We start from the raw sequence: 23,044 nt of genomic DNA on the forward strand, positions 1-23,044 counted from the left end.
GCATTGCACGTGGCGATCAACCACTAAATACCGATCCCGTGCTGGAGCAATCCAGCTCTGTTCAGCTCAAGCCACTCCATTAGTTAGAAGCGCGCCCAGGCATCACCGTCACATCAGCATCCCACAAAGGCAGAGCACTACAATATATTCACTCCACCTCTCATCGACAGCGCAGACACCAGTCATGCTATTGAGCCCTATTCCAACACTGCGCTCAAATAACCACCACCATGTAGCCCCCTTCAAGATTCATCTACACCAGCAGAGGCACTATTGATTTGTGTATCTCAGCCGCTGATTACTCAAGAAAAAAAAAGGCAAAAAAAAGGGGCCCCGGAGGAGGCCCCTATAACTCACCACAATGCTAAATTTCACTAGTCACTCTCTAGACCGGGATCCTGCGAGCAAGGCCCTTACACCTCACTCCAGATCACCCAGTGACTAATCCCTATATAGCAATCAGCGCGCCAATCTGTATCTTATTGATTTAATAGGGTATTGACATGTTGCGCCATGCAGCGATGTCATGTCATGACATGACATTTCACGCTACTTGTCATGAGTTTGTCCGACTGCCAAGCGACAGCCGTGTCACACCAAGACAGCGCCGAACGTAAGCAGTAAGATACGGCCCCTAATCTATTTCTGAAGCTGAAGGTGGGAGTCGAGATGAAGGTTCTGGTTATCGGTAGCGGCGGTCGCGAGCATGCACTAGCCTGGAAGGCAGCGCAGTCATCTGAGGTTGAGAAGGTATTTGTCGCCCCAGGCAACGCCGGCACCACGCGAGAAGCGAAGCTGGAGAATGTCGATATCGGCGTCGAGGATATCGAGGCACTGATCGCTTTTGCCAAAGAGCAGGTGATCGACCTTACCATCGTCGGTCCTGAAGCACCGCTGGTCATCGGCGTGGTTGACGCCTTTGAAGCTGAGGGACTTCGCTGCTTCGGGCCCAGCAAGGGCGCAGCACAGCTCGAAGGCTCCAAGGTCTTCACCAAGGACTTCCTCGCCCGCCACCAGATCCCAACTGCCGACTATCAAAACTTCACTGAGGTTGAACCCGCCCTCGCCTACCTCGATCAGGTGGGTGCACCGATTGTGATCAAGGCCGACGGCCTCGCCGCTGGCAAGGGCGTCATCGTCGCCATGACCCTCGAGAAGGCCGTGGCAGCGGTAAAGGATATGCTTGCTGGCAACGCCTTCGGCGAAGCGGGCCACCGCGTCGTCATCGAGGAGTATCTGGAGGGTGAGGAGGCGAGCTTCATCGTCATGGTCGATGGTAAAAACATTTTGCCGATGGCGACCAGCCAGGACCACAAGCGTGTGGGCGAGGGCGATAGCGGTCCCAACACCGGCGGCATGGGCGCCTACTCCCCCGCTCCGGTGGTTACCGCTGAGATCCACAACCGCATCATGGCCGAGGTGATTGAGCCTACCGTCGAGGGCATGGCCGACGAAGGCAATCCCTACACTGGTTTCCTCTATGCGGGACTGATGATTTCCGCTGACGGCACTCCGAAGGTAATCGAGTACAACTGCCGCTTCGGTGACCCAGAGACTCAACCGATTATGATGCGTCTGAAGTCGGATCTAGTCGCACTCTGCAATACCACCCTTGACCGCAAGCTCGACAGCGCCTCAACCGAGTGGGATGAGCGCGCCTCAATGGGTGTGGTACTCGCCGCAGGCGGCTATCCCGGCAGTTACGGCAAGGGAGATGAGATCAACGGCCTTGATGGTGCTGATTCAGAGAATGCCAAGATCTTCCATGCTGGCACAGCAAACAAGGATGGTAGTGTCGTCACCGCCGGTGGACGCGTGCTCTGCGCCACGGCATTGGGCAATAGCGTCAGCGAAGCACAGGCCAACGCCTACGCACTGGCCGACAAGATCTCCTGGAATGGTATGTTCATGCGACGCGATATCGGTTATCGCGCCATAGAACGTGAAAAGGGAGCCTAAGCTCCCCTTTTCAATGCCGCGTCTTGCCGAGCGGCAAGGCGCCCATGCATCTCTTCTAACGCCCCACCACCTCGGCAAAAGTCTTGGCGATCTCGATCGTATCGATTGATTCGCCCAGCTGCATACCGATCTGCTTGGCAGAGAAGATGCCGCGAATCACCTGATTGCCATCCGCATCTGTATCAACCACCAAGGCATGCTGACGACCCACCGTTTTCATGGTTGCCACCACATCGCCGACATGAGCGCGCTCAACATCAGCAATGCTCAACACCTCCAGCTTCTCCTGCGGCGTCATGATGTCACGAATAAAGATGTCCTCACGCTTGCCACCCACCTCCTGTAGATATTTCAATGGACGGTCACCAGAGAGGTCGGTACTGGTAATGATGCCGAGAATATTATTCTGCTGATCGGCAACCATCAGTAGCCGCACGCCACTGGCGACCATGCGTTGATGAGCCGCATCGAGCCCAGCACAGGGTCCCATTGTCATACCGGCCACCTTAGTCAGGTCGGTCATAACATCGGTTGCGGGGCTGGTCAGCTTAACGCGATCTGGCAGACGCTGCGGCGGACGACGATAGGTCACTCCGCTCTCAAGATAGGCGTATGACATAGGGTTATAGTTTTCTGACATCAGGGTACCTCCAATTCTGCTTCACCACTCTACGTAGCCCTAGTAATAATCATTCCACCCACCGATGTAAACCATTCTGGTATCAATATATTTTTAAACCACATTGTTTTTATGAATAAACCTTTTTTCTAATAGAGCTTTATTTGATATCTGTAACACGCACATCCGCAACCACGTGCTAAGTTTAAGGCTTATCTACCCTGTTCCCAGGGCTAACCAGCGGATTAGAAAGGTCACTGAGCAATGGATGAGAAATCAGAGCGCGGCGAGATCAACTTCGATCATCTCGACATCGACACCGAATCGATCAAACGCTCGCTGGCCAACCGACTCACCTACACCGTCGGCAAGGATCAGTTCACCGCCACCGAGCGTGACTGGTTCCACACCACCGCCTATACGGTACGAGATCGTCTTATCGAACGCTGGATGGAGACGATGCGTAGCTACTACGAGAAGGATGCCAAGCGCATCTACTACCTCTCTCTCGAGTTTCTGATCGGCCGCACCCTGACAAACAGCCTGCTCAATCTCGACTTTCACGAGCCGTGTCGTGAGGCGTTACAGGAGATGGGGTATGAGCTGGAACGCATTCGTGAAATTGAGGATGACGCCGCACTCGGCAATGGCGGTCTCGGCCGTCTCGCCGCCTGTTTCCTCGACTCGATGGCCACCCTCTGCCTGCCCGGCTACGGCTATGGCATCCGCTACGAATACGGCATGTTCAAACAGCAGATCCGCAACGGCTGGCAGGTCGAACATCCGGAGAACTGGCTGCGCTATGGCAATCCCTGGGAGTATGCCCGTCCTGAGGTGTTATTTAACGTCAAGTTCAAGGGGCGCGTGGTGCAGTACAAGGACGAAGAGGGTCGAAATCATCACCACTGGATCGACACCGAGGAGGTGATGGCGATGGCCTACGACACCCCGATCCCCGGCTACAAAAATGACAGCGTCAACAACATGCGCCTCTGGTCGGCAAAAGGTAGTCGCGATTTCGATCTCAACTACTTCAATCAGGGCGACTACATCATGGCGGTAGAGGAGAAGAATATCTCGGAGAACCTCTCCCGCGTGCTCTACCCCAACGACACCACAGTGATGGGGCGTGAACTGCGCCTGCAGCAAGAGTACTTCTTTGTCAGCGCCTCACTGCAGGACATTCTGTTCCGCTTCCAGAAACATCATGACAACATCACCGAGCTGCCCGACAAGGTTGCCGTCCAGCTCAACGACACCCACCCGGCGATTGCCGTTCCCGAGATGATGCACCTGCTGGTCGACCACCATCAACTGGAGTGGAAGGAGGCGTGGTCGATCACCACCCGCACCTTCTCCTACACCAACCACACCCTGCTGCCTGAGGCGCTTGAGACCTGGCCGGTAGCACTGTTCGGCCGCATGTTACCGCGTCATCTACAGATCATTCAGGAGATTAACCGCCGTTTTCTCAACGATGTGATGCACACTCATCCCGGCGATGCTGGCCTGTTGAGCCGCATGTCGATCTTTAGTGAGGATGGAGAGCAGCACATCCGCATGGCCCATCTGGCGATAGTCGGCAGCCACCACGTCAACGGCGTGGCCGCACTGCACACCGAACTGATGAAGGAGACGATCTTCGCCGACTTCCACAGCTTCTACCCCGAGAAGATCATCAACATCACCAACGGCATTACTCCACGTCGCTGGCTCAACCAGGCCAATCCACAGTTATCTCAATTGATCACCGAAATGATCGGCACAAAGTGGACCACGCACCTTGATGAGCTGAAAAAACTTGAGCCCTTTGCGGAAGATGCTGAGTTCCGCAGACGCTTTCACGCCGTTAAACAGGCCAATAAAAAGCGACTGGTAGAACTGATCAAACAGCATCTCGAAATCGAGGTGCGCACCGATTCACTATTCGACGTACAGATCAAACGCATCCACGAATACAAACGCCAACTACTCAACCTGCTACATGTGGTCACCCTCTACAACCGTATCCGTAGCGGCCAGGGTGACGAGATCGTCCCGCGCACCATTATCATGAGTGGCAAGGCGGCTCCCGGCTATGCCACAGCAAAACTAATCATCAAACTAGCAAACGATATTGCCGACATCATCAACCACGACCCGGCAGTCGGTGACCTGCTCAGGGTTGTTTTTGTACCCAACTACGACGTATCGACCGCCCTCGACATCATCCCGGCGGCCGAGCTTTCAGAACAGATATCCACCGCTGGCATGGAGGCCTCAGGCACCGGCAACATGAAACTCGCGCTCAACGGCGCACTGACTATCGGCACCCTTGATGGCGCCAATGTCGAGATTCGTGATGAAGTGGGGGAGGAGAACATTTTCATCTTTGGCCACACCACCGACTCGGTGAAGCAGCTTCGCCAGCAGGGTTACAACCCGCAGCAACCGATCGAGGCCTCAAAGGAGTTACAGCAGGTGTTAGAGATGATCGATTCAGGTTTCTTCTCACCCGACGATCCGACGCGCTATAAACCACTGCTCGAGACACTAAGAAGAGAGGACCACTATCTGGTACTCGACGACTACGCCGACTACATCGCATGCCAGCAGCGCGTAGAGGCGCTCTATCGCGACTCCGAGGCGTGGGATCGTAGTGCGATTCTCAATGTTGCCAACATGGGCCACTTCTCGAGCGATCGCTCGATTCGTGATTATGCAGAGAAGATCTGGGGAGTGAAGCCGGTCTGCAGGCAATCCTGCGACTGACCGGTATTTGAGTTAAAGCGATTTATCGCTTCATCGAGTCAAAGAACTCATTGTTCGACTTGGATGTCTTGAGACGATCAAGCAGGAACTCCATCGCCGCCAGCTCATCCATCTCGTGCACAACCTTGCGCAGGATCCAGATTTTCTGCAACTCATCGGCCTTGGTCAGCAGCTCCTCACGACGGGTGCCCGAACGGTTGATGTTGATTGCCGGGTAGACGCGCTTCTCAGCGATACGGCGGTCGAGATGGACCTCCATATTACCGGTGCCCTTGAACTCCTCGTAGATCACATCATCCATACGCGAACCGGTCTCAACCAGTGCGGTAGCGATAATGGTGAGCGAACCACCCTCCTCGACATTACGTGCCGCGCCGAAGAAACGCTTCGGACGATGCAACGCATTGGCATCGACACCACCGGTGAGCACCTTGCCCGATGAGGGGATCACGGTGTTGTAGGCGCGTGCCAGACGGGTGATTGAGTCGAGCAGAATCACCACATCTTTCTTGTGCTCCACCAGACGCTTCGCCTTCTCGATCACCATCTCGGCAACCTGCACATGTCGGCTGGCTGGCTCATCGAAGGTTGAGGAGACCACCTCACCCTTAACCGAACGAGCCATCTCGGTAACCTCCTCCGGACGCTCATCGATCAGCAGTACGATCAGATAACACTCTGGATGGTTCTCAGCGATCGAGTGGGCGATGTCATGCAGCATCATCGTCTTACCCGCCTTAGGCGGCGAGACCACCAGACCACGTTGGCCCTTGCCAATTGGCGAGGCGAGATCGATAACACGCGGGGTAATATCTTCCGTACTACCGTTACCCAGCTCGAGCGTCAGACGTTCGTTGGGGTGCAGTGGCGTGAGATTCTCGAACAACACCTTGTTCTTCGCGTTCTCCGGCTTCTCGAAGTTAATCTTGTCGACCTTGAGCAGTGCGAAGTAGCGCTCACCCTCTTTAGGGGGGCGAATCTTGCCAGAGACGGTATCACCGGTACGCAGACCAAAACGACGAATCTGACTCGGTGAGACGTAGATATCGTCGGGACCGGCCAGATAGGAACTATCGGCACCACGCAGGAAGCCGAAGCCATCCTGCAAAATCTCCAGCACACCATCTCCGTAGATATCCTCACCACTCTTGGCGTGCGCCTTGAGGATGGCGAAGATGACATCCTGTTTGCGTGAGCGCGCCATATTGTCGATCTTCATCGACTGCGCCAGCTCAAGGACTTCGGATGCGGTTTTTTTCTTAAGGTCGGTTAGGTTCATAGCTTCATGCTTCGGTAGTGTGGAGATAAAGGAATTGGGAATTCGCTCAGGCCAGGACAGACCCGTACGGATGATCGGTTATGGGTATATAAATTAGTTTCGAATCGGGAATCGTTGTGTCGCGTCTTCAACTGGGAACGTTGTGCACGACTTGATGGTTGCTAACGCTAACACGGAAGCAACGGGAGGTCCAGCCTACTGACCAGACCTCCCGACCACTGCTACAGGTTGCTATCGATAAAGGCGGAGAGCTGAGATTTGGAGAGCGCGCCAACCTTAGTCGCTTCGACGTTTCCACCCTTGAACAGCATCAGGGTCGGAATGCCGCGAATACCAAACTTAGGTGGGGTGTTGGTGTTCTCGTCGATATTGAGCTTGGTCACCTTGACCTTACCGGCATATTCAGAGGCAATCTCATCGAGGATCGGGGCAATCATCTTGCAGGGACCGCACCACTCTGCCCAATAATCAACCAGCACAGGGATATCGGCCTTCAATACTTCTTCTTCAAAGCTGTCATCGGTCACGTAGACGATTTGGTCACTCACTCTTTCTGCCTCCAGATTAATTCGGGTGATTTCACTAAGCCGCACGACGCATCACAGTGGTGAGACGGGAATCGAGGCGGCCTTCAAAATTCGGGGTAATCAGTTCAGTATCTTTTCGATTATTCTCATTCTGCAGAACTGTTCTCTACAGGGTAGCTGCAATTTGAGCCCAGATGTCGACACATTTCAAGTCCAAACGGTCACACTTTTAAGTTATGCTCTGGACTCATGAGCGAAAAGAACCTGACAGAGACAAAATTTTCCAGCCTCGGACTTGCCGAGCCACTCATCCAAGGCATTGAGGAGACGGGCTTTTCGTACTGCACCCCAATCCAGGCTGAGACCCTGCCACCCGCCCTCGAAGGGCACGATGTGGCGGGGCAGGCACAGACCGGCACTGGCAAGACCGCTGCCTTTCTGCTCGCCGGTTTCCAATACCTGCTCACCCATCCCGCCACCGAACACCGCAAACCGAATCAGCCTCGCGCGATGATTCTTGCTCCAACCCGAGAGCTGGCGATCCAGATTCACAAGGACGCCGAATCACTCGGCCGACATACCGGACTGAAGCTGGGACTGGTCTACGGTGGCACCGGTTACGAGCAGCAGCGCACCATGTTACAGGAGGGTGTCGACATTCTGATCGGGACACCAGGGCGCATCATCGACTACTTCAAGCAGAAGGTCTTCAATCTGCGCGAGGCACAGGTACTGGTTCTTGACGAGGCAGACCGTATGTTCGACCTCGGCTTCATCGATGACATCCGCTATCTGCTGCGTCGCATGCCCGATCCCGACAAACGTCTCAACATGCTCTTCTCGGCAACCCTTTCAATGCGCGTTACCGAACTCGCCTACGAGCACATGAACAACCCAACCAAGGTCACGATTGAGACCGACAGTGTGACCGCTGACAATGTGCGCCAGGCGATCTACTACACCGCCAACGACGAGAAGATCCCGCTACTGCTTGGCCTGATCAACCAGATGGTCCCGACCCGCAGCATCATCTTTGTTAACACCAAACGCATGGCAGAACGTATCGACGCCTACCTCGAGGGCAACGACCTCAAGGCGGCGGTGCTCTCCGGCGATGTACCGCAGCAGAAACGTCAGCGTCTGCTGGAGCAGTTCCAGCAGGGTGAGCTGCCGATTCTGATCGCCACCGACGTGGCGGCCCGTGGTCTGCATGTACCTGAGGTGAGTCACGTCTTCAATTTCGACCTGCCACAGGATGCCGAGGACTACGTGCATCGCATTGGCCGTACCGCTCGAGCCGGTGCCAGTGGTGATGCGATCAGCTTCGCCTGTGAGGACTACAGCTTCTCACTGCCCGACATCGAGAGTTATATCGGTTACAAGATTCCCTCCGAGCCGGTCAGCAGCGACCTATTGGTCGAACCTAAACCTCCGGCCAAGCGCGAACGTCGCCCACGCAAGCCCAATGGCCGCGGCGGACAGTCACAGGGGCGTCGCAACAACCGTCCACACAAGCGCCACTCTTGAGTTGCACTACCCGTTTCGTGACACGCCACACAGTTAGGCAGCCCCACTCTCTATAGAGATGAGCTGAACATTGGTATGCTGCGCGAAATAATGAACGATGGAATGTGATGGCAACGCAAGTGGCGAGACTACCCACCTCACTAACTAAACCTGATGGCGCGCAGCGCTTCATCATTACCCTGATCAATCTGATCCTGGTGGTGCTGATCGCCTACCAACTGGCGCAGCTCACCTGGCGTTTTACCGCACCCGAGCCCGAACCACAGACCCGCCAACAGACAATCCAGCAGGCATCGGCCAAACATGCCGCTGAGCACAATAGCGCCGAACAGATCGCCGCCTTGCAGCTCTTTGGCAAGGTAGAGACTCAGCGTGTTGTCACGCCGCAACCGATGGAACAGGCACCACCGACACGCCTCAACCTGATCCTGCGCGGCCTGTTGGCCGCCGCCAGTGAAGCAACTGCTCGCGCCATCATCGAGGCCCCCGGCAGCGGCGAACACCTCTACACCGTGGGCGATGAGCTACCCGGTGGAGCCACTCTGCATCAGATTGAAAACGATCATGTAGTACTGGAGCGCAACGGTCGACTCGAAACCCTGCACCTGCCCAAGCACCGTAATACTGCGGCAACAAAACCGCGGAGTAGCAGTGCCTCCCGTAGCACCAGCACCCAGCGTGTCGATCAACGCAGCAGCCGTGCCATGACCAATATCGTGCGTGAATATCGGGAGCGCCTCAGCAGTGATCTCAGCACCCTGAGCCAACGCATCAATCTTTCGCCAGTGAATCAGAATGGCAGCTTCAAAGGTTTCCGCATCAACCGCATCGATAGTCGTGAGCGCAAACTACGCCAGCTTGGACTGCGCCGTGGCGACACCATCACCGCTGTGAATGGCATCGCGCTCGATAATCCGATGCGCGGCATGGAGGTACTGCAGAACCTCAACAGCGCCACCGAACTACAGATCGATATTCTGCGAAACGGTTCCCAGAAAACATTCCTCTACAGGGTAGAGTAGTCAGCGACAGAGAAGAGCAATGAAGTCAAAAAACAAACATCGCCTGCGCCACGCCCTCACCGGCCTCAAAAGCGCACTCCTGCTGAGCCTGGCACTCACCGTCGCCCCCTTTGTGAACGCGGCTCCGGTGACGCTGGAGATGAAGGATGCCGAGATCACCACTCTGATCGAACTGGTCTCGAGCGCGACCGGTAAAAACTTTATTGTCGACCCACGCGTCAAGGGTAAGGTCACCGTCATCTCCTCACGCAGCATGGAGGGCGAGGCGCTCTACCGCGTCTTCCTCTCGATCCTGCAGGTACACGGCTACGCCGCCGTTGAGAGCGGCAAGATCATCAAGATCGTCCCCGAGGTCAATGCCAAGCAGGGCGCCACTCCAGTTCGCGATGGTCCACGCCTGCGCGGCGATGAGACCATCACCCGTGTCATCCCGATCGAGTACAGCAACGCGGCGCAGCTGGTTCCAATTCTGCGTCCGCTGATTCCTCAACAGGGCCACCTCGCTGCCCACGCCGAGACCAACGTGCTGATCGTCTCCGACCGTGCCGCTAATGTGGCGCGTCTGGAGAAGATCATTCGTCGCATCGACCAGGCCAGCGAGGGTGCCGCACCCGCCAAGGGTAAGGGCGGACAGAGCAGCAGCTCTGAACGAGCACTGGTTGCCGATGAACGCACCAACACCATCCTGCTGTTTGCCGACAAGAGTGAACGACTACGTCTGCGCGCCCTGATCGCCCACCTCGACACACCGGTGGAGATGGAGAGCGAGGGCGACACCCAGGTCATCTTCCTGCGCTACGCCAGCGCCAAGGAGCTCGCCCCGGTGATCACCGGCGTCAGCCAGAACATCGTCAGCGAACAGAAAGAGAAGAGCAAAAAGGTCGAGACCAGCAGCGTTACCATCCAGGCGCATGAGAGCAACAATGCGCTGGTAATCACTGCACCCCCAGCAATGCAGCGCACCCTGCACGCCGTGGTGCGTCAGCTCGATGTACGACGGGCACAGGTTCTGGTCGAGGCGGTGATCGCCGAAATCCGCTCCGATAAGGCGGCTGAGCTTGGTGTGCAGTGGCGCGCCATGTCCGACCCCAACGGCACTGGCGGCATCGGCGGCACCAACTTCAATATCACCAAGAACGGTATCAACGCAGTCAGCGCCAATCCGCTCGGTGTCGGCGACGGCCTCAGCCTCGGTTATTTTGAAGGGACCAAGACCTTACTCGGCACCGAGTTCCTCAATCTAGGTGTACTTCTACGCGCACTCGGCAGCGACGGCTCAACCAACATCCTCTCCACCCCGAGCCTGGTGATGATGGATAACCAGGAGGCGGAGATTGTCGTCGGTCAGAATGTGCCGTTTGTTACCGGCTCCTACACCAGTGCCGGCAGCGGCAGCACCCCCGACAACCCGTTCCAAACGATCCAGCGCGAGGATGTCGGTCTGACCCTGAAGGTCAAACCGCAGATTAACGAAGGTAACGCGATCAAGCTCGACATCGAACAGGAGGTCTCGAGCATCAGCACCACCGGCACCAGCGCCTCCGACATCATCACCAACACCCGCTCGATTCGCACCAGCGTGATGGTCGAAGATGGCCGAGTGCTGGTGCTCGGCGGGCTGATCGATGATCAGCAGCGTGAAAGCGTGGAGAAGGTGCCGGGCCTCGGCAACATCCCGCTGCTCGGCCACCTCTTCAGCTACAAACACACCACCAAGGAGAAGCGCAATCTGATGGTCTTCCTCCATCCGCAGATCATGCGCGATGCCGCTACCGAGACCAAAATCAGCGGCAGTAAATACAGCCTGATTCGCGCCCAGCAGCTCGATCTTCAGAAAAATGGCGTACCGCTGATGCCCGGCGAAAGTGCACCACTGCTGCCTGAGATGGAACAGATGATGACCCTGCCTACCCCCTACGAAGCCGAGGCCGATGGCAGTCATCAGTAGCGATGCGATGAGCGCACTGGAGCAGAGCACCCGGCGACTGCCGTTTGCCTTTGCCAAACGTCACGGCGTATTGGTGACCGGCGGAGATGGGGAGCCACTGCGAGTGCTCTATCGTCCTGGACTGACCACGGCCACCATCGCTGAAGTGAAACGCTTCCTCGATGCCCCCTTTATCCTGGAGCGCACCAGCGAGGAGGCGTTCGACGCCCGACTCGCCTCGGGTTATGAGCAGAACGCCGGTCACGCCGCACAGATGATGGAGGATATGGGCGAGGATCTCGATCTCTTCAGCATCGCCGAGCAGCTGCCCGAACCAGAAGATCTGATGGAGAGCGAGGACGATGCGCCGATCATTCGCCTGATCAACGCCCTGCTCACCGAGGCGGTCAAAGAGGGTGCCTCCGATATCCATATCGAACCGTTCGAGAACCGCCTGGTGGTCCGCTTTCGCATCGACGGTGTGCTACGCCAGGTGATCGAACCACAGCGGGTGCTGGCGCCACTGTTGGTTTCACGCATCAAGGTGATGGCCAAGCTCGACATTGCCGAGAAACGACTGCCGCAGGATGGGCGCATCTCTCTGCGCGTTGCCGGTCGTCCAGTCGATGTGCGCGTCTCCACCCTCCCCTCCGGCCACGGTGAGCGCGTGGTGCTACGACTGCTCGACAAACAGGCGGGGCGTCTCGACCTTGAGCAGCTCGGCATGCTGGCCGCCAGTCGCGACTCACTCGATAGCCTGATCCATAAACCACACGGCATTATTCTCGTCACCGGCCCAACCGGTTCGGGTAAAACCACCACCCTCTACGCGGCGCTGAGTCGTCTCAATGCGGCACGGCGCAACATCATGACCGTCGAGGATCCGATCGAGTACTACATCGACGGCATCGGCCAGACCCAGGTCAACACCAAGGTCGACATGAGCTTCGCCCGCGGTCTGCGCGCCATCCTGCGACAGGACCCCGATGTCGTGATGGTGGGTGAGATTCGTGATCTGGAGACCGCCGAGATCGCGGTACAGTCGAGCCTGACCGGTCACCTGGTGCTCTCAACCCTGCATACCAACACTGCTGCAGGTGCCGTAACCCGTCTGCGTGATATGGGCGTTGAACCGTTCCTGCTCTCATCGAGCCTGATCGGCGTACTCTCACAGCGACTGATCCGCCTGCTCTGCGACCACTGCAAAGAGCCCTATAGCGCTGGCACTAGCGACTGCGAAGTGATGGGAGTCGATCCATCAAATCCACCCACCCTCTACAACCCGGTCGGCTGCCCGCACTGCAACGGTCTCGGCTATCGCGGTCGAAGTGGTATCTACGAATTGATCGAGATCGACGAGCAGCTGCGCACCATGATCCACGACGGTGCTGGCGAACATGAGCTAGAGCGCCACGCCCGCACCCGTTCACCTGGCATCCATAGCGACGGTGTCCGTCGTGTCCTCACCGGTGAAACTGCACTGGAAGAGGTTCTGCGCGTGATTCGTAGCGACTAACCATGAGCGCTTTCGAATACGCGGCACTCGACAACACCGGTAAGACCCGCAAGGGGGTGCTGGAAGGCGATACCGCTCGCCAGATCCGTCAGCAGCTGCGCGACCTGCAGCTCACACCGCTTCAGGTCGAACCGGTTACCGAACGTGAACAGCGCAGCCAGAAGCAACAGCTTTTTGTGCGCAGCATCGGCGCCACCGATCTGGCACTGATCACCCGCCAACTCGCCACCCTGATTCGCGCCGGGCTGCCACTCGAGGAGGTGCTGCAGTCGGTCGCCAAACAGAGCGATAAACCGCGCATCAAGAGCATGCTGCTCGAGGTACGCGCGCAGGTAATGGCCGGCCACCCGCTCGCCGAGGGGATGGGACGCTTCAGCCACATCTTCCCCGACATGTATCGCGCCACAGTGGCCGCAGGCGAACAGTCGGGGCACCTCGACACCGTGTTGGAGCGGCTCGCCGACTACACCGAAAACCGTCAGCAGATGCAGCAGAAGATCCAGCTCGCTCTCTTCTACCCAGCACTACTCACTGTGATGTCGGTACTGATTGCCGGCGGTCTGCTCACCTACGTGGTACCCGAGGTGGTGCGTGTTTTTGATAACATCGGTCAGACACTGCCGTGGCTCACACGCGCACTGATCACACTGAGTGAATTTCTGCAAAGCTACGGCATCTATCTGGTACTTGCGCTCGGCCTCTCCGCAATTGCACTGCAGCGACTGTTACGTCACGAGGGACCGCGCTACCAATTCCACACCCTGTTGCTGAAACTACCGCTCATCGCACGACTCAACCGTGGTCTTAACACCGCACTCTTCGCCCGCACCTTCAGCATTCTCACCGCCAGCGGCGTACCGGCACTCGACGGACTCAACATCTCCTCACAGGTGGTTGGTAGCCTGCCGATGCGCCACGCCATTGATGAAGCGGCCACCAAGGTACGCGAGGGTAGCAACCTGCACACAGCACTGGAGCAGAGCGGCCACTTCCCACCAATGACGCTACACCTGATCGCCAGCGGAGAGGCCAGCGGCAAGCTGGAAGAGATGCTGGAGCGCGCCGCCACCAATCAGGAGCGCGAGGTCGAGACGCTGATCGCCGGACTGCTCGGCATCTTCGAGCCACTGCTGATTCTGGTAATGGGTGGTATCGTACTGATTATCGTGCTGGCTATCCTGCTGCCGATCTTCGATCTCAACCAGCTGGTGCAGTAGCAGCAGGGAGACATCACAACAAGGAATTAAGGGAAGAAGGGAGAGATAACATGGACGTGATTGTGAAACATTTGATTGGCGCAACGCTGTCGCTTGCACTACTGGCGCTAACAAACCCCGGCGTGGCTGCGGAGCGCGAAGCGGGAGGCAGTCGCCACACCGATCGATTAATCATCAAGCTCCACGACACGCAGGGCGACAAGCGCACAGCGCTCAATCACGATCGAGTTAGCCGCCTCTCCGGCCTTGCAGGGATCACACTAACACCACACCGGCGCATGTCTGGTCGCGCCGAGGTGGTACGGCTTCCTGCACACTACACCATCGACACGGTCAAGACATTCGCAGCCTCGATCGCCGAAGACCCCGATGTCGACTACGTCGAACCCGACTACATCCGCTACCCGATGGCCACCCCCGACGACACACACTACGACGAACAGTGGCATCTGCACGATGTCACCGACGATAGCGAACCGGGCTCGGCCAACCTGGAAAAGGCGTGGGACATCACCACCGGTAGCGCCTCGGTAGTGACGGCAGTACTCGATACCGGCCTGCTGCCCCATACCGACATCGTCGCCGACGGCAACATCAACGACGGCGATGACCGCGTCGTACCCGGCTACGACTTCGTCGACTATGACGACTTCGTCAGCGATGACACCTCCGCCAATGATGGCGACGGCCGCGACACCGACCCGACCGACCCGGGCGACTGGGTAACCAACGCCGAGAGCAGTGACGCCGAGAGCAGCCTCTTCGGCTGTTTCGTCGCGGATAGCTCCTGGCACGGCACCCACGTCGCCGGCACCATCGCCGCCGACAGCGACAATAACAGCGGTGTTGCCGGCGTCGACTGGGTGGGCAAGCTGCTGCCAGTGCGCGTGCTCGGTAAATGCGGCGGCTACAACTCCGACATCACCGACGGCATGCGCTGGGCGGCCGGCCTCTCCGTCCCCGGGGTGCCCGACAACGCCAACCCCGCCAAGGTGCTCAACCTCAGTCTCGGTGGTTACGGCGACTGCAGCACCACCGAGCAGAACACCATCGACGCGGTCACCGCCGCCGGTGCGGTCGTGGTGGTGGCAGCAGGCAACGACGCATGGGACGTCAGCATCAGCGCCCCCGCCAACTGCAACGATGTGATCGCGGTCGCCGCCGTCGACCGCGCCGGCGGTCTGGCCAGTTACAGCAACTACGGCACCCTGATCGACATCGCCGCCCCCGGCGGTGATACCAACGAGATTCTCTCCACACTCGACGGCGGCACCACCACAGCCAATAACGACAACAGTTACCTCGGCTATGTCGGTACCAGCATGGCCACCCCCCACGTCGCCGGTGTTGCCGCACTGATGTTCGCCATCGACCCGACCCTCCTGCCATCGGAGGTCGAGACGATTCTCACCTCAACCGCGCGTACCTTCCCCCTCGGTACCGGCAGCGCCGGTGGCGATTGCCATACCCCGCTCTGCGGCGAAGGTATTCTCGATGCCCATCAGGCACTGATCTACACACGAGACAAGCCGCTAATCGCACCGCTCGCCGACCACACCATCACCAGTGGCGACAATCTCAACATCCCGATCAGCGTCGACTACAGCGGCACCACAGCACCGATAATCGTCGCTGCGGGGCAGCCCACCAACGCCCTCTTTAGCGCTGGCGGCAACGGCTCAGCAACCATTACTCTCAACTCCAATGAGACCAACAATGACAGCAGCTACAATGTAATCGTCATCGCCACCGACGGCGATGATCATTCGCTGGTCGACTACGAGCGCTTCACCATCACCGTCGAGAACGCCGCGCCGATCCTCACCACCCTATCCAACCGAAACGCTTCTGCGGGCACTATGCTCGAATTTACCGTCACCGCCAGCGACGTCGACGGCAGCAATCCGCGACTCACCGTCAGCGACCTCCCATTAGGAGCGACCTACGATGACAACCACGACGGCAGCGCAAACTTCAACTGGACACCGGGTTCTGATCAGGGAGGGAGTCACGAGATCATCTTCACCGCCACCGACCGTAGCAACAACGCTCTGATCGACAGACAGACGATCACCGTGACGGTTTCGAACACCTCATCAGGCTCAAGCGGAGGTGGTGGCGGTAGTCTCGGTCTACTTCCTCTCTTCGTCTTCCTCGCCATGCTCTCACGCCGCCTGAAAGTGCGTTAGCAAAGCGAGCGTGTAATCAGCCCCACCGCACCGCAATATCGATGAGACGGTGATCGCTGGGCTGCTCGACATCTTCGAGACGCTGCTAATTCTGCTGATGGGCAGTATCGTGCTGCCGACCTTCGATCTCAATCAGCTGGTACAGTGATGTGCGGTAGTTCACACTCTGAGTGACGGGCGATTGTTACCATCCGGCCTGGGCGCTATAACCGGGGGTAACAAAGCAACCCAAAGGCGCCTCGCCATGAAATACCACAATCAATTCAATCGACTCCTGGCTGCAGCAATACTATTTCTGACGCTGCTAATGACGGGGTGTGTCGTCGACAAACCCGCGAACGGTGATCTAAGCGCGCGTATTATCATTAAATTCACTCCAGAGGTGGCTGCACCTGCCGATAACGCCTATATGGCACAGCTGGGTGAAGGTACCGAAGCGACACTTAAATATATACGAGCAACATCGGGTGGCGCTCATCTGCTCTATGCGGGCAGTCTGACCGACATGGCGCACCTGAACCGCCTCATCGAGAGACTCAACAACCGAGAAGACACAATCTATGCCGAGCTGGATGCTCGACGTAAAACCGCGAAGTAACCGATGGATAGTCGATGAAAACAGTCACCCGGATCGTTTTACCGGTCCTGCTTTGCACCCTCACTACTTCTGCCACAGCTGGCGGAAAGTATCAGGATGCCCGCAGGTTGCTGCTTGGTGATCACACCGACCGTTTAATCGTCAAACTACGCCCCGAAAGCGATGGAAAACGGCGCGCACTGAATAGCGACCGCATCAGTCGACTCGCCGTACGTGCTGGCAACACCATCAAACATCACCGACGCATGTCGGGCAGATCTGAGGTCATTCGCCTACCCAGACACCTCTCTATCTACGATGTAAGAATGATCGCTCAACGCATACAATTTGATCCCGAGGTTGAGTATGTTGAGCCCGACTACATCCGCTTCCCAATGGCAGAACCCGACGACACTCGCTACGACGATCAGTGGCCTCTGCACGATGTCATCGATGACAGCGAACCGGGTTCAGCCAATCTTGAGAAGGCTTGGGACATCACCACCGGTAGCGCTTCAGTCATCACTGCAGTCATCGATACCGGCTTACTACCTCACACCGACATCGTTGCCGATGGCAATATCAACGATGACGACGACCGCGTGCTGCCGGGATACGATTTCGTCGATGAAGATGGCGCGGGTGATTACACCACCGCCAACGATGGTGATGCCCGCGATGCAGACCCAACCGACCCGGGCGACTGGGTCAGTAACGCAGAGAGTATTGATGGTGGCAGTGTCCTCTTTGGATGTGATGTAGAAAGCAGTTCATGGCACGGCACCCACGTCGCTGGCACTATCGCCGCAGATTCAGACAACAGCAAAGGCGTAGCCGGAGTCGACTGGACCGGAAAACTACTTCCCATCCGCGTACTGGGTAAATGTGGCGGATACACCTCTGACATCATTGACGGCATGAGCTGGGCCGCAGGCATTTCGGTCCCAGGTGTCAGCGACAATCCAAACCCCGCCAAGGTCATCAACCTCAGCCTGGGTGGCTCTGGCAGCTGTAGCACATCGGAGCAAAACACGGTTGATGCCGTCACCGCAGCAGGCACTGTAATCGTTGCAGCGGCTGGTAATGATAGCGGTAACGTCAGCAACAGTGCCCCTGCCAACTGCGATGGCGTGGTAGCCGTTGCTGCGGTCGACCGTACTGGCGGCCTTGCCAGCTACAGCAACTTCGGCGCGCTTGTCGATATTTCTGCGCCTGGATCCAGCGTCCTCCACGCTCGACACCGCAACACCACGCTAGACAACAGCGACACCTACGCATACTACAGCGGTACTAGCATGGCCACGCCACATGTCTCGGGTGTAGCCGCGTTAATGCTCGCCGTTGATGCGACACTGACGCCTACCGAAATTGAACAGAAACTAAAAGATTCAGCTCGAATCTTTCCCACCGGTACTGGCGATGACTGCACTACCTCAACCTGTGGAGCGGGCATCCTCAACGCCTATGCAGCAGTCGGCTGCGCTCGCCCCGCGACCGACCCCACCGCCGATGCCGGAAGTGACACGGCAGGTGATCCAACAGACGAGATTCAATTGAGTGGTTCGGTAGCCGATGACTGTGTAACGGCCTTTAGCTGGAGCCAGACCGCAGGCACCACCGCCACTATCACCGGTAGCACCACCGCAACACCAACCGTGACCATTCCGAACAGCTCCGGCTCACTCACTTTTGAACTGACCGTGACCGACGATGAGTCACGCACCGATACCGACACCGTCATCATCAACATTAACAATGTCAGCACACCGACTCTCTTCACCATTGAAAACCAAACCATCGTCGTCGGCGATACCAACACACTAACCATCACCGCAACTGATAGTGACGGCTCTGACCCGATCATGACCGCAGCCACTCTCCCTACCGGCGCCACCTTTGGTGACAACGATGATGGTACCGCTGACTTCTCCTGGGCACCGACCTCGGGCCAGATCGGTGATCACGACATCACCTTCACCGCCACCGACCGTAACGATAGCGGTTCATCCGACAGCCAGACTGTCACCTTCAGCGTTGTTGGCGATGTTGCGCCGACCCTCAACACGATCGACGACCAATCGGTAATGGAAGGCGAACAACTCAGCTTCTCGATCTCCGGCACTGATACCGATGGCACCGATCCACTGCTTACCGCCACGGGGTTGCCCAGTGGCGCAACGCTGCTCGACAATGATGAGGGAACGGCCTACTTCCTATGGACTCCATCGCCCAGTCAGACCGGCGACCACTCCATTACCTTCATCGCCACCGATCGAAACGACTCAGGGCTAACCGACAGCCAGACCATCACCATCAGCGTTGAGGCCGAGGTAGCACCGGTACTAGCCAGCATCGACAATCAGACGGTAATCGAGGGAGAGACCTTGAGTTTCAGTATCAGTGCCACCGACAGCGATGGGAGCGACCCTCTACTTACTGCCACCAGTTTACCGAGCACTGCAACACTGACCGATAATGGTGACGGTACGGCCGACTTCAGCTGGAGCCCGACCTTCTCTCTGGTCGGTATCCATCGAATCACCTTTATCGCTACCGATAGCGGCAACAGCAGTTACTCAGATAGCCAGCAGGTGACCATCACGGTCGAGGCATCACCTGATCGATCAACGGTTAGTGGTGGGGGCAGCAGTAGCGGTGGTGGCTCGCTGAGCCTCTCGGCCCTGCTAGCGCTGCTCTGTTTGAGGCTCTTTCGTCGTTAGGCTCTGGTGTAATTGCGCTGCTCGCAATCAATAGACACCGATATCGAGATAGGAACGTGACACCTTCTCCAGCGCCACAACATAGGCGGCTGTGCGCAGGTCGTTGACCCGCCCATTTTCAAGCATCTTCTCACGCATCGACTGGTAGGCGAGGCGCATGGTGTCATCCAGGCCTGAGCGGACCAGATCGACCTCGCTGGCACCACTCGTCACATCTTTTTTAACCTTATCGGAGATTGAGAAGCCGGTGACCTCCTCCGCTGACCGCCATGGATAGCGAAGCGAAGGCGGTTAGTCCGCGATAGTCGACGCCGTCTGCATATTCGTAGTTGAGAGCGCGAGCGGACGACGAAGAAGATGCAGCAGCGGCTTTATGTCGGCGTAGAGTCACTGAGGGAGTTGTGTAGAGCCGCGAAGAGGTGATTACGCAACGTACGCAGGACGGTCGGGGCGCCGAAGGCATAAACGGTCGCGTTAAGTTTTGCTGTTTGCTTGGGCTTGGATGCCCAAAACAAACTTTCGCAAAATAGCGACTCCCCGGAGCAGATTGGCGATTTGGTGACCGCGCATCTCATCCTGACGCCGCTGCATGCGACCGAAACGGATATGGGAGATATTTCGGATCCACTCGAAGTAGGAGACGGTGACACCGCCCGCATTGACGTAGGCATCGGGCATGATGGTGATACCGCGTTCACGCAGAATCGCATCTGCACCAAAGGTAACCGGGCCATTGGCCGCTTCCGCGATCAGCTTGGTATCGATCCGCGCTGCGTTCTCCACCGTGATCTGACCCTCAAGCGCCGCAGGGATCAGAATGTCACAACTCTTCTCCAGCACCACCTTTCCATCAGCCTCGAAGCTCGCATCCGGGTAACCCTTGATGGTGCCGTGCTCCTGGATGTACTGATAGACCGCCTCAACTTTGAGGCCTTTATCGTTAATCAATGCACCATCACGCTCGATGATCGCCGTGATCAACGCACCATCATCTTCGCTGAGAAACTTGGCGGCGTGGTAGCCGACATTACCCAGCCCCTGCACGATAATCCGCTTCCCCTCAAGCGTACCGCTCATCCCGGCATGACCAACATCGGCAGGATGGCGGAAGAATTCCTGCAGCGCATACTCAACACCGCGCCCAGTCGCCTCGACTCGACCACGGATACCCCCGTGGTTGACCGGCTTGCCGGTCACACAGGCCATGTAGTTAATATCTTCGGGATGGAGGTGTTTATAGGTGTCTGCCATCCACGCCATCTCACGCTGACCGGTACCAACATCGGGTGCCGGTACATTCTCTGAGGGACTGAGATAACCCTTTCGCACCAGTTCCAGGGTAAAGCGACGGGTGATCTGTTCGAGGGCATCGCGGTCATACTTACTTGGATCGATCTGCAGCGCACCCTTGGATCCGCCAAACGGGACATCGACAATCGCACACTTGTAGGTCATCAGCGCAGCTAGCGCCTCCACCTCATCCTGGTCGGCGTAGGACGCATAGCGAATACCACCCTTGACCGGCAACCGGTGGTTACTGTGAACGGCTCGCCAGCCGGTAAAGACCTCAATCTCACCTTTAATCTTTACTGGAAAGCGAATTTGAATAACAGAGTTACACGACTTGTCGGGGAGTCGCTATTTTGCGAAAGTTTGTTTTGGGCATCAAGCCCAAGCAAACAGCAAAACTTAACGCGACCATTTATGCCTACGGCGCCCCGACCGTCCTGCGTACGTTGCGTAATCACCTCTTCGCGGCTCTACACAACTCCCTCAGTGACTCTACGCCGACATAAAGCCGCTGCTGCATCTTCTTCGTCGTCCGCTCGCGCTCTCAACTACGAATAGGCAGACGGCGTCGACTATCGCGGACTAACCGCCTTCGCTTCGCTATCCATGGCGGTCAGCGATCGCCTGCTGTGTCCCCGCATCGAGATCCATCGTTGCCAGGGCGCGGTCGACCATCAGGTCGACACTTTCACGGAAGGTGGGTTCTTGTTCGACTGCCATAACATCTCCTTAGGGAAGGATGAGTAAGGTGGCTTTTTTTATCGCCTTCTTCTGATACTTATAGCTCAAAGCATTTCGTTCTACCGCTCGCGTTTTAACAGCGGGCTATAGATGTAGCCAACCAGACCGCTCTCGGTCTCGACCTTTGACCAGCGACCCGACTGGCTGATCACCGCCAACTGCGAGCCTACAGCCAGGGTCTCGATCACCGCATGACTGGTTCCCGCACCGCCGCGCATATTGACCCGCTCATGCACCCAACGCTGTTCGCGATGATCAACAGCTGGCTCAGGTAGCGGCTCAGACTTACCCTGCGCACTCTCGCTCGACTCAGGCGTTTCACTCTCACCGCTCCAGTTGTAGATCACCGAACTGAGCACAAACAGCGCTACCAGAGCGCCTGTGACCTTAAGCCAGGTCTTGCTCTGCTCAGGCCTGGGTTTCGGTTTTCTACGCTTCGGCTCGACCGCCAACCCCATATCCTCGGGCAGCTCGCGGGGATCGATTCGGTTGTCTCTCTCTCTCATCATCTCTTATGTGGTTGGGTTACTTTGAAGTTAGTCACTAGATTACCACCGTCGCTATCGTGTTTGTCTACGTAATAACCCGATCAGCAGCAGCCCCGAAATCGCACCATAGAGGTGTGCATTGACGATCACCCGACCACCGACCAGCTCTGCGGTACCGGGCGTAGCGCCATTGAACTGCTCCCAGGCGAGCTTGGCTGCAATCGCCAGCAACAGCCCCATCGACTCGACACGCATCCGACCGATCGAGACGAGAGCTCCGGCCACAAACAGGCCGTGCAGCAGACCGGAGAGACCCACATAGTGGATCAGCTCCCGATCGAATTGCAGCAGGGCGATCGAAACCAGCGGAGCTGAGAGCAGCACCAATAGTAACCAGCTGCGTATCGGCAGGGCGCGATCGAAGAGGATCGCTACCAATAACAGGCCGGCGAGGTTGAGCAACAGATGCATGATGTTGAGATGGACCCAATGACCGCTGATCAACCGCCACCACTCCCCCGCGAGAATCGCGCCCCGATCGTAGCGCAGCAGCTCCACTGCACTCTCGCCAATCAGGGCGATCATCAGTGCTGGTAGCGCTACCCAGAGCGCCCACTGCCAGCGTCTTATCACCTTTAGTGGAAACTGGTTCACACAATCTCTCTTATGGTCATGAAAAACACAGGGTAATTGGC

At 57.3% G+C, this 23,044-nt stretch carries 18 protein-coding genes and 1 pseudogene; 11 read left to right on the forward strand and 8 right to left on the reverse strand.

The features are described from left to right. Positions 1–669 precede the first annotated feature (669 nt). Entirely contained in the window at positions 670–1,959 is a 1,290-nt protein-coding gene (gene purD, locus HUE57_RS18120; RefSeq protein ID WP_078482691.1) for a phosphoribosylamine--glycine ligase, read from the forward strand. Between the two features lie 55 nt (positions 1,960–2,014). On the opposite strand, the gene HUE57_RS18125 is transcribed toward purD, so the two are convergent. Next, positions 2,015–2,599, reverse strand: a complete 585-nt coding sequence (locus HUE57_RS18125; RefSeq protein ID WP_078482692.1) for a CBS domain-containing protein — start codon at positions 2,597–2,599, stop codon at positions 2,015–2,017. A gap of 243 nt (positions 2,600–2,842) precedes the next feature. Between HUE57_RS18125 and HUE57_RS18130 the strand changes: the two genes are divergently transcribed. Beyond that, complete coding sequence (locus HUE57_RS18130; protein ID WP_078482693.1) at positions 2,843–5,329, forward strand: glycogen/starch/alpha-glucan phosphorylase; 2,487 nt, start codon at positions 2,843–2,845, stop codon at positions 5,327–5,329. A 22-nt stretch (positions 5,330–5,351) separates the two neighbouring features. Here HUE57_RS18130 and rho read toward each other — a convergent pair whose 3' ends face one another. Continuing rightward, positions 5,352–6,608, reverse strand: a complete 1,257-nt coding sequence (gene rho, locus HUE57_RS18135) for a transcription termination factor Rho (protein ID WP_078482694.1) — start codon at positions 6,606–6,608, stop codon at positions 5,352–5,354. Positions 6,609–6,829: 221 nt separating this feature from the next. Then, entirely contained in the window at positions 6,830–7,156 is a 327-nt protein-coding gene (gene trxA / locus HUE57_RS18140; RefSeq protein WP_078482695.1) for a thioredoxin TrxA, read from the reverse strand. Between the two features lie 228 nt (positions 7,157–7,384). On the opposite strand from trxA, the gene rhlB reads away from it, so the two are divergent. From rhlB to HUE57_RS18180, 8 genes are all read left to right on the forward strand, one after another. Then, positions 7,385–8,662, forward strand: a complete 1,278-nt coding sequence (gene rhlB, locus HUE57_RS18145) for an ATP-dependent RNA helicase RhlB (protein ID WP_078482696.1) — start codon at positions 7,385–7,387, stop codon at positions 8,660–8,662. Between the two features lie 119 nt (positions 8,663–8,781). After that, the gene (gene gspC / locus HUE57_RS18150; protein WP_236860641.1) at positions 8,782–9,684 is read left to right on the forward strand and encodes a type II secretion system protein GspC; all 903 of its coding nucleotides are present in this window, start codon (positions 8,782–8,784) and stop codon (positions 9,682–9,684) included. A gap of 19 nt (positions 9,685–9,703) precedes the next feature. Next, positions 9,704–11,632 (forward strand): type II secretion system secretin GspD, encoded by a 1,929-nt coding sequence (gspD, locus tag HUE57_RS18155; RefSeq protein WP_174673652.1) that lies wholly within the window; start codon positions 9,704–9,706, stop codon positions 11,630–11,632. Beyond that, positions 11,616–13,127, forward strand: a complete 1,512-nt coding sequence (gene gspE, locus HUE57_RS18160; protein ID WP_078482699.1) for a type II secretion system ATPase GspE — start codon at positions 11,616–11,618, stop codon at positions 13,125–13,127. The genes gspD and gspE overlap by 17 nt, the downstream gene beginning before the upstream one ends. Positions 13,128–13,129: 2 nt before the next feature. Further along, the gene (gspF, locus tag HUE57_RS18165) at positions 13,130–14,344 is read left to right on the forward strand and encodes a type II secretion system inner membrane protein GspF (RefSeq protein ID WP_078482700.1); all 1,215 of its coding nucleotides are present in this window, start codon (positions 13,130–13,132) and stop codon (positions 14,342–14,344) included. Positions 14,345–14,394: 50 nt separating this feature from the next. After that, the gene (locus HUE57_RS18170) at positions 14,395–16,533 is read left to right on the forward strand and encodes a S8 family serine peptidase (RefSeq protein WP_078484482.1); all 2,139 of its coding nucleotides are present in this window, start codon (positions 14,395–14,397) and stop codon (positions 16,531–16,533) included. A gap of 244 nt (positions 16,534–16,777) precedes the next feature. Beyond that, complete coding sequence (locus HUE57_RS18175) at positions 16,778–17,131, forward strand: hypothetical protein (protein WP_078484481.1); 354 nt, start codon at positions 16,778–16,780, stop codon at positions 17,129–17,131. Positions 17,132–17,145: 14 nt separating this feature from the next. Then, positions 17,146–19,830 carry a S8 family peptidase gene (locus HUE57_RS18180; protein WP_174673653.1) on the forward strand — a complete coding sequence of 895 codons (2,685 nt, stop codon included), beginning with the start codon at positions 17,146–17,148 and terminating at the stop codon, positions 19,828–19,830. Positions 19,831–19,857: 27 nt separating this feature from the next. Here the strand turns inward: HUE57_RS18180 and HUE57_RS18185 are convergent, their stop codons facing one another. From HUE57_RS18185 to HUE57_RS18195, 3 genes and pseudogenes are all read right to left on the reverse strand, one after another. Next, positions 19,858–20,043 carry a hypothetical protein gene (locus HUE57_RS18185; RefSeq protein WP_174673654.1) on the reverse strand — a complete coding sequence of 62 codons (186 nt, stop codon included), beginning with the start codon at positions 20,041–20,043 and terminating at the stop codon, positions 19,858–19,860. A 13-nt stretch (positions 20,044–20,056) separates the two neighbouring features. Further along, positions 20,057–20,293 carry a hypothetical protein gene (locus HUE57_RS18190; protein ID WP_174673655.1) on the reverse strand — a complete coding sequence of 79 codons (237 nt, stop codon included), beginning with the start codon at positions 20,291–20,293 and terminating at the stop codon, positions 20,057–20,059. 77 nt (positions 20,294–20,370) lie between these two features. Next, positions 20,371–21,450, reverse strand: a pseudogene (locus HUE57_RS18195) (Glu/Leu/Phe/Val family dehydrogenase); the annotation flags it as partial. Here HUE57_RS18195 and HUE57_RS18200 point away from each other — a divergent pair. Next, positions 21,433–21,678 carry a hypothetical protein gene (locus HUE57_RS18200; RefSeq protein WP_174673656.1) on the forward strand — a complete coding sequence of 82 codons (246 nt, stop codon included), beginning with the start codon at positions 21,433–21,435 and terminating at the stop codon, positions 21,676–21,678. The pseudogene HUE57_RS18195 and the gene HUE57_RS18200 overlap by 18 nt on opposite strands. Before the next feature lie 242 nt (positions 21,679–21,920). Here HUE57_RS18200 and HUE57_RS18205 read toward each other — a convergent pair whose 3' ends face one another. Together HUE57_RS18205 and rrtA are read right to left on the reverse strand one after the other, a co-directional pair. Next, a complete protein-coding gene (locus tag HUE57_RS18205) occupies positions 21,921–22,370 on the reverse strand; it encodes an SH3 domain-containing protein (protein WP_078484478.1) in 450 nt (149 codons plus the stop codon). Between the two features lie 51 nt (positions 22,371–22,421). Further along, entirely contained in the window at positions 22,422–23,003 is a 582-nt protein-coding gene (gene rrtA / locus HUE57_RS18210) for a rhombosortase (RefSeq protein ID WP_236725736.1), read from the reverse strand. Positions 23,004–23,044: the final 41 nt, after the last annotated feature.

This window comes from Candidatus Reidiella endopervernicosa (genome assembly GCF_013343005.1).
Classification (GTDB): Bacteria; Pseudomonadota; Gammaproteobacteria.

Coding starts and splice junctions, on each gene's coding strand:
- HUE57_RS18130 (WP_078482693.1), top strand. CDS start 2,843: ATGGATGAGAAATCAGAGCGCGGCGAGATCAACTTCGATCATCTCGAC.
- gspD (WP_174673652.1), top strand. CDS start 9,704: ATGAAGTCAAAAAACAAACATCGCCTGCGCCACGCCCTCACCGGCCTC.
- purD (WP_078482691.1), top strand. CDS start 670: ATGAAGGTTCTGGTTATCGGTAGCGGCGGTCGCGAGCATGCACTAGCC.
- HUE57_RS18175 (WP_078484481.1), top strand. CDS start 16,778: ATGAAATACCACAATCAATTCAATCGACTCCTGGCTGCAGCAATACTA.
- HUE57_RS18180 (WP_174673653.1), top strand. CDS start 17,146: ATGAAAACAGTCACCCGGATCGTTTTACCGGTCCTGCTTTGCACCCTC.
- rho (WP_078482694.1), bottom strand. CDS start 6,608: ATGAACCTAACCGACCTTAAGAAAAAAACCGCATCCGAAGTCCTTGAG.
- gspE (WP_078482699.1), top strand. CDS start 11,616: ATGGCAGTCATCAGTAGCGATGCGATGAGCGCACTGGAGCAGAGCACC.
- gspF (WP_078482700.1), top strand. CDS start 13,130: ATGAGCGCTTTCGAATACGCGGCACTCGACAACACCGGTAAGACCCGC.
- HUE57_RS18170 (WP_078484482.1), top strand. CDS start 14,395: ATGGACGTGATTGTGAAACATTTGATTGGCGCAACGCTGTCGCTTGCA.
- HUE57_RS18205 (WP_078484478.1), bottom strand. CDS start 22,370: ATGATGAGAGAGAGAGACAACCGAATCGATCCCCGCGAGCTGCCCGAG.
- rhlB (WP_078482696.1), top strand. CDS start 7,385: ATGAGCGAAAAGAACCTGACAGAGACAAAATTTTCCAGCCTCGGACTT.
- HUE57_RS18190 (WP_174673655.1), bottom strand. CDS start 20,293: ATGCCTTCGGCGCCCCGACCGTCCTGCGTACGTTGCGTAATCACCTCT.
- HUE57_RS18125 (WP_078482692.1), bottom strand. CDS start 2,599: ATGTCAGAAAACTATAACCCTATGTCATACGCCTATCTTGAGAGCGGA.